The organism is Streptomyces sp. SID3343 (assembly GCF_009865215.1).
Taxonomy (GTDB): Bacteria; Actinomycetota; Actinomycetes; order Streptomycetales; family Streptomycetaceae; genus Embleya.
In genome coordinates this window covers 1-7,602 of record NZ_WWJX01000922.1, presented here as the reverse complement: position 1 = coordinate 7,602, position 7,602 = coordinate 1, and the positions used below count along the sequence as shown (strand labels likewise).

5 protein-coding genes are annotated in these 7,602 nt (G+C 73.6%); all 5 read left to right on the top strand.

Annotated elements, in window-relative coordinates:
• The coding region (locus tag GT354_RS28865) for an IMP dehydrogenase (RefSeq protein WP_202512430.1) at positions 1–455 on the top strand (455 nt) is incomplete at its 5' end.
• A gap of 252 nt (positions 456–707) precedes the next feature.
• Complete coding sequence (locus tag GT354_RS28860) at positions 708–2,414, top strand: glycerol-3-phosphate dehydrogenase/oxidase (protein ID WP_161359310.1); 1,707 nt, start codon at positions 708–710, stop codon at positions 2,412–2,414.
• 276 nt (positions 2,415–2,690) lie between these two features.
• The gene (locus tag GT354_RS28855) at positions 2,691–4,547 is read left to right on the top strand and encodes a serine/threonine-protein kinase (RefSeq protein WP_237535558.1); all 1,857 of its coding nucleotides are present in this window, start codon (positions 2,691–2,693) and stop codon (positions 4,545–4,547) included.
• Between the two features lie 310 nt (positions 4,548–4,857).
• The gene (locus GT354_RS52845; RefSeq protein ID WP_346012226.1) at positions 4,858–6,552 is read left to right on the top strand and encodes a serine/threonine-protein kinase; all 1,695 of its coding nucleotides are present in this window, start codon (positions 4,858–4,860) and stop codon (positions 6,550–6,552) included.
• A gap of 105 nt (positions 6,553–6,657) precedes the next feature.
• The coding region (locus GT354_RS28845) for a serine/threonine-protein kinase (protein ID WP_346012225.1) at positions 6,658–7,602 on the top strand (945 nt) is incomplete at its 3' end.

Sequence of the window (7,602 nt, the reverse complement as noted above, 5' to 3'; positions counted from 1 at the left end):
CGCACACCACGCGCGGCGTGCTGGGGGTCGCGGTGCCGATGGCGACCGCGGTGGCCGACGTCGCCGAGGCGCGCCGGGACTACCTCGACGAGTCGGGCGGCCGGTACGTGCACGTCGTCGCCGACGGCAGCGTGGGTCGCAGCGGCGACATCGCCAAGGCCGTCGCATGCGGCGCCGACGCGGTGATGATCGGCTCGGCGCTCGCCCGGGCCAGTGACGCACCGGGCGCCGGGCACCACTGGGGCTCGGAGGCGCACCACCCCGAACTGCCGCGCGGTCGCCGGATGAACCTGGGCGCGGTCGGCACTCTGGAGGAGATCCTCCTGGGCCCGTCGCACGTCTCCGACGGTTCGATGAACCTCTTCGGCGCGCTGCGCCGGGCGATGGCCACCACGGGCTACTCGGAGCTCAAGAAGTTCCAGCAGGTCGAGGTCACGGTCTCGCCGGCGCACTAGCCGAGCGTTTCGCAGTCCGAACGTTTCACCGTTCCAACGTTTCGCAGTCCGAGCGTTTCGCGCCCCGCACACGTGCCACGTGTGCGGGGCGTTCGCATGTCGCGTGCCCCTCGCCCGCGTGGACCGGCCCCGGAAGTTCGGCACGACGCCGTGCGGCCGGGCGGGCAGTGGGTAGACAGACCAAGACGTCGGCGACGGCATCTCCCGTCACTGTGGTCCCGGGCGTGACGATCGGTTTCGGAGGGGGCGCTGATGCGGACCACGGCGATGGGTCCACCGGCTCGCACGGACGCGCTGCGGCGGATGGCGGAACGCGAGCTGGACGTGGTCGTGGTCGGCGGCGGGGTGGTCGGCGCCGGCACCGCGCTCGACGCGGTCACCCGCGGCCTGTCGGTGGGGCTGCTGGAGGCGCGCGACTGGGCGTCGGGCACCTCCAGCCGGTCCAGCAAGCTGATCCACGGCGGCCTGCGCTACCTGGAAATGCTCGACTTCGCGCTGGTGCGCGAGGCGTTACGCGAGCGCGGGTTGCTGCTGCACACGCTCGCGCCGCATCTGGTCAAGCCGGTCCCGTTCCTGTATCCGCTGCGCCATCGGGGCTGGGAGCGGCCCTACGTCACGGCCGGGGTCACCCTCTACGACACGATGGCGGCGACTTCGGGGCGACCGCGCGGGCTCCCCCGCCACCGGCAGCTGACTCGGCGTCAGGCGCTGCGACTGGCACCGGCGCTGCGGCGGGACGCGCTCGTGGGCGCGGTGCAGTACTACGACGCGCAGGTGGACGACGCGCGCTACACGCTCACCCTCGTGCGCACGGCCGCGGGCTACGGCGCGCACGTCGCGTCCCGGGCGCCGGTGACCGGGTTCCTGCGCGAGGGCGAGCGCGTGGTCGGCGTACACGTGCGCGATGTGGAGACCGGCGAGACCTACGACATCCGCGCGGGGCAGGTGGTCAACGCGACCGGGGTATGGACCGACGAGACACAGGCGCTGGTCGGCGAGCGCGGGCAGTTCCACGTGCGCGCGTCCAAGGGCATCCACCTCGTGGTGCCCAAGGACCGCATCCACTCGTCGACGGGGTTGATCCTGCGCACCGAGAAGAGCGTGCTGTTCGTCATCCCGTGGGGCCGACACTGGATCGTGGGCACCACCGACACCCGGTGGGAACTCGACAAGGCGCACCCGGCCGCGAGCCGGGCGGACATCGAATACCTGCTCGACCACGTCAACCGGGTGCTCGCGCCACCGCTCACCCGCGAGGACGTCGAAGGCGTGTACGCGGGCCTGCGGCCACTGCTCGCCGGCGAGTCCGACGCGACGTCGCAGCTGTCGCGCGAGCACACCGTCGCGCATCCGGTGCCCGGGCTCGTGGTGGTCGCGGGCGGCAAGTACACGACGTATCGAGTGATGGCCGCCGACGCCGTGGACGCCGCGGTACACGGCCTGGACCGCAAGGTCGCGCCCGGCTGCACCGAGACGGTGCCGCTCGCGGGCGCCGAGGGCTACCCGGCGCTGTGGAACGCGCGGGCGGCCGTCGCGGCGCGGACCGGCCTGCACGTGGTCCGGGTCGAGCACCTGCTGAACCGCTACGGCTCGATGAGCGACGAGGTGCTCGCGCTGATCGCGGCACAACCGGAGCTGGCCTATCCGCTGGACGGCGCGGACGACTATCTCGCCGCCGAGGTCGTGTACGCGTGCACGCACGAGGGGGCGCTGCACCTGGACGACGTCCTCGATCGGCGCACCCGGGTGTCGATCGAGACCTTCGACCGGGGCGCGCGGGCCGCGCGGGCGTGCGGGGCGCTGATGGCCCGGGTGCTGGGCTGGGACGAGGACCGGGTGCGGCGGGAGGTCGACTACTACCTGAAGCGGATCGAGGCCGAGCGACAGTCGCAGGAGCAACTGGACGACCACACCGCGGACGCGGTTCGACTGGGGGCGGAGGACATCGTGCCCGGGTAGGGGTGGCGGACGCGGCGGACGGTCGCGGCCTCGTCGGGCGGCCCCGGGAAGGGCGCCGCCCCTCGTCGGGGCCGATCCGGGGCGCCGCCGGGTTCGGCCGGCCGCCGTTCGGGCACGTTCCGGTCGGTCGCGGCGTTTTCCGATGGGGTGCGATCGGGGCTTCGACCGAGGTTCGGGCGCGAACCGGTGGACCCCGTACGGCGCCGGACTGGAGTATGGAAGGCAACCACCCGATCGCGCGGCGGCGGCCGCGGCCGAATGGGGAGAGCGAGAGCTTTGACCGACCCGGAGACACCCGAGCGATTGGTCGCGGGTCGATACCGCCTGGGTGAACGGCTGGGCCGAGGCGGCATGGGCACGGTCTGGCGGGCCGTCGACACGATGCTCGACCGTGACGTCGCGGTCAAGGAACTGCGGGTGCCTCGCTACGTGGACGACGACGACCGCGGCACGATGAGCGCCCGCATGCTGCGCGAGGCCCGCGCCGCGGCCAGGATCGATCACCCCAACGTCGTGACCATCTTCGACGTAGCCGAAGAGGACGGGCGGCCGTCGATCGTGATGGAACTCGTCCGCGGCATGTCGCTCGCCCAGGAACTCGACAAGGACGGACCGGTCGCGCCGGGACGCGCCGCAGAGCTGGGCCTGCGCCTGCTGGCCGCCCTGGAGGCCGCGCACGAGGCGGGCGTGCTGCACCGCGACGTCAAGCCCGCCAACGTGCTCCTGGCCCGCAACGGGCGCGTCGTGCTCACCGACTTCGGGGTCGCCTCCGTCGAGGACAGCGCGACCCTGACCCAGGCCGGCGCGATGGTCGGCTCACCCGAATACCTCGCGCCCGAGCAGATCGCGGGCGAATCGCCGGGGCCCGCGTCCGACCTGTGGTCGTTGGGCGCGACGCTGTTCGAGGCGGTCGAGGGCCGGCCCGCGTTTCGCCGCAACACGCACGCGGCGACGCTCGCCGCGGTCGCGGCGGGCCGCTTCCCCGAGATCTTCCTGGCCGGACCGCTGACCCCGGCGCTCAAGGCGCTCATGGTCAAGGACCCGGCCCGGCGCGGCACCATCGCCGAGGTGCGCGAACTGCTCGCGGACGTGGCGGACACCCCGCCGATGTCGGTCGGAGCCACCCCCGAGCGCTTCGTGCCCGGCCGGACCCGGCCCGGCGGGGTCCGCCGACACGGCGTACGGGTGCCCGGGCGGACCCCGGAACCCGCGGACACGCCTCGACCGCACCGCCCGGAGACCGGCCGCACCGTCGGCGCCAGCGCGTACAAGGCACCCGTCGGCAGCGTGGACGAGACCTTCACCAACCTGCGCCTGCCGCGCGAGGGTTCGGGGGCGGGCTTTCGGGCCCGCTACCGCCGCTGGCCGCGCTGGTGGTTTCGGCACTGGACGACGATCCTGACCTCGGTCGGCATCGCGACGGCCGCCGGCGCGCGGTGGTTGGCCGCGTTCGGCAGTTGGACCGGGATGTACACGATCGTGCTGCTCGCGCTCGCGCTGGGCGTGTGGCTCGTGCTGCCGCACCGGCGGATCTCGCGTTCGGTGCCGGTCGCGATGCTGCTCGGTGTGATCGCGGGCGGAGCCCTCCAGGCCGCGGCGATCACCCCGAACCCGATCATCGTGCTCGCGCTGATCGGCGGGTGCCTCGTGCTCGGCCCGCTCGTGGACGGCCAGGTGATACCGCGACTGCGCCGCAGACGACGAACCAACCTGGGCTTCGCGTTGCCCGTGCCCGAGGGCTGGATCTGTACCGACAGCCCCAGCGGTCTCACGGTGACCGACCCCGACCGGTTGATCTCGGTGACCGTCACGGTCGACCGCGGCATCGTGATGGCGCCGGAGGAGTCGGTGGCACACCGCGAGCACGGCAGCATCGGCGGTCGCGATCGTCGGGACGGCGAGGACTACGAACGGCTGCTGCTGCAGGCCATCGACTACCGCGGCCACGAGGCCGCGGAGTGGGAATACGTGTGGTGTGGCCAGGACCTGACCAACTACCACGGCAAGGACCTCGTGGTCCGCACCGCCTCCGGCGTCCGCTACTGGCTGACCGTGCGCGGTCGCGACGACCTGTGGGGCACCGCCGGCGCGTACTACGAACACGCCAGGGGCCACCTGTCCATCGCCGGCTGAGCCGGGCCGCCCGCTCGGCGGGCGGCCGGAGCCGGGGACGAACCCGGCGCCCGGTGGATCGCCCGTACAGGCGTCCCGGGGCCCGCGAGCGGGCACTTTCATCGAAACGGAACGGACATCACCGGGTCGAGGACGCTCTCGCGCCGGGCGGCCGACCGGTACGCGGAGGCCGCCGACCGGTCCCCCGCCGGACAACCGCTTGGGCGCATTTGTACCGGAACCTTCGGCGTACGCCCGACGTCTCACACGTGACGCCAATCACGCGCCGACGGGCGGATCGGGTGGTGTCCACGGTCTTGGGGAGGACCACGTGGCACACGACAGCGGCTCGCAGAGCCGCCTTGTGGACGGGCGCTACCGGCTGGGGGAGTCGCTGGGTCGCGGCGGCATGGGCACGGTGTGGCTCGCGTACGACGAACTGCTGCGGCGCGAGGTCGCGATCAAGGAGGTCCGGATACCGGACGACCTCGACGAGATGGAGACCCAGGGCCGCTGCGAGCGAGCCTTGCGCGAGGCCCGCGCGGCGGCCCGGATCACCCACCCCAACGTCGTCACCATCTTCGACGTCGCCGAGGACGACGGGCGGCCGTGGATCGTCATGGAACTGGTCCGGGCTCCGTCGCTGACCGACGTGCTCGACGAGGGTCGGATGGCCCCGCACGAGGCCGCCGAGGTCGGCCTCGCGGTGCTGCACGCGCTGCGGGCGGCCCGGGTGGCCGACGTGCTGCACCGCGACGTCAAGCCCAGCAACATCCTGATGGCCCCCGGCGGGCGGGTCGTGCTGACCGACTTCGGCATCGCGACGGTGGCCGGTTCGGTCACCCTCACGGCGACCGGGATGCTGGTCGGCTCACCCGAATACCTCGCGCCGGAGCGCGTGCTCGGGCGCCGCCCCGGACCGGCCTCCGACCTGTGGTCGCTGGGGGTGACGCTGTACCAGGCGGTCGAGGGCTTCTCGCCGTTTCGCCGCACGGGCGCGATGGACACGCTCACCGCGGTGCTCACCGACGAGGCCGCGCCGCCGCGCCGGGCCGGCGCGTTGTGGCCGGCCATCGAGGGCCTGCTGCGCAAGGACCCGCTGGAGCGCGCGGACGAGGACAGCACCGAGCGCATGCTGCTCGCCGCGATGACCGCCGGCGGGGCGGAGGCCCCGCCCCCGACACCGCCGCCGGACGCCACCGCGACCGTCGAGAATCCGCACGGTGCGCGGGGCGTGACCCGCTCGTCGTGGCAACAGGCCCCGCCGCCGCTCCCGCTCCCGCTCCCGCCGACCGGCGCGGCCAGTGCGGCCGATCCCGACGGGCCGACGGGCGGCTACCCGCAGACCGGTGCCCGCGCCTACCTGCCCGCCGACGCCGTGCCGGGCGCGGTCACCGCGGACGATCGGGTCCGTCCCGTCCTGCCCGGTCCGAGCCCGACCGGTCCGAGCGTGTCGGATCCGGTCCCGATCGGCGTGCCACGCCCGACCCCGACCGAAGCCGCGGCCCGCAAGCGCCGCAAGATCGTCGTGCTCGGCGCCCTGGTCGTCGCGGCCGTGACCGCGCTGGCGATCCTGGTGCCCGCCGCGATGGGCGACGGGAAGGACGACCACCCCGGCTCCGACAAGCGGTCCACGGCGCCCGGGACGAGCAGCGGGCCGCCCCCGGCCGCGCCCGGTGCCGCGAGCCCCGGCCAAGCTGTACACACCGGCGGTGCGAGCGCCTCCGCCCCGGACGACACCGACGACGACGGCACCACGAACGGCAACGGCAACGGCAACGGCAACGGTACGAACACCGGCGACCCGGATACGCACTCGACGCCCACCACGCGGGCGACCCGCCCGACCACGACCCCCACTCGGACCCCGACCACCAGGCCGCCGACCACGAAACCGCCCACGTCGAAGCCGCCGACCGGTGGTTCGACGGCCAAGCCGACGACCTCCGTCACGACCCCGGCATCCGCCGGTGGAGGCGGCTCCGACAAGGCCGCGTCGGGCTCGTCCGCGGGCCCGACGGCGTGACGTCGACGCGGTCCCCCCTCCGTCACGATGCCGGGTGCATCTAATGTGACGGGTCAAGTCTGAAGAAAGGCCGACGCGACATGTCGGTCGACGCAGGGAGGGTACGTGGCACAGACCGGGGGCACGCGCGGCCGAGTCATCGGCGGGCGCTACCGGTTGGGCACCATGCTCGGCAGAGGTGGCATGGGCACGGTGTGGCGCGCCGTGGACGAGATGCTGCACCGCGACGTCGCGGTGAAGGAGTTGCGGCTGCCCGACCATCTCGACGACGAGGAAAAGGATCTGGCGCGCGAACGGACGCTGCGTGAGGCGCGAGCGGCGGCCCGGGTCGGGCATCCCAACGTGGTCACCATCCACGACGTCGTCGAGGAAGGCGGCATCCCCTGGATCGTGATGGAACTGGTCGAGGCGCAGTCGCTCGCCGAGATCCTGGAGACCCAGGGCACGCTGACCCCCGCGGACGCCGCCGATCTGGGCCTCAAGGTGCTCGACGCGTTGCTGGCGGCCGACGAGAAGGGCGTGCTGCACCGCGACGTCAAGCCCGCCAACATCCTGGTGACCACGCACGGCCGAGTGGTACTGACCGACTTCGGGATCGCCACCGCGACCGGCACCGCCACGCTCACGGTGACCGGCATGCTGGTCGGCTCGCCGGACTTCCTGGCGCCCGAGCGGGCCGAGGGCAAACGGCCGGCGCTCGCCGCCGACCTGTGGTCGCTCGCGGTCGTGCTGTACATGGCGGTCGAGGGCCGCAACCCGTTCCGTCGCGGCACGATGATCAGCACGCTCAACGCGATCCTGACCGACGAGGCCGATCCGCCCCGGCACGCGGCCGGACTCGGGCCGGTGATCGACGGATGGCTGGTCAAGGAGGCGGACCGGCGGATGACCGCCGAGGAGGGAGCCCGGATCCTGCGCGAGGTCGCCGACTCGACCCCGTCGCGGGCGTTCGGCGCATCGGCCCCGGCGGTGCCGTCGGTCCCGCCCCCGCCGCACGTCGGTGGCGTGCCGGCCACGCCGACCACGCCGCCCCGGGCGTACCCCGCGCAC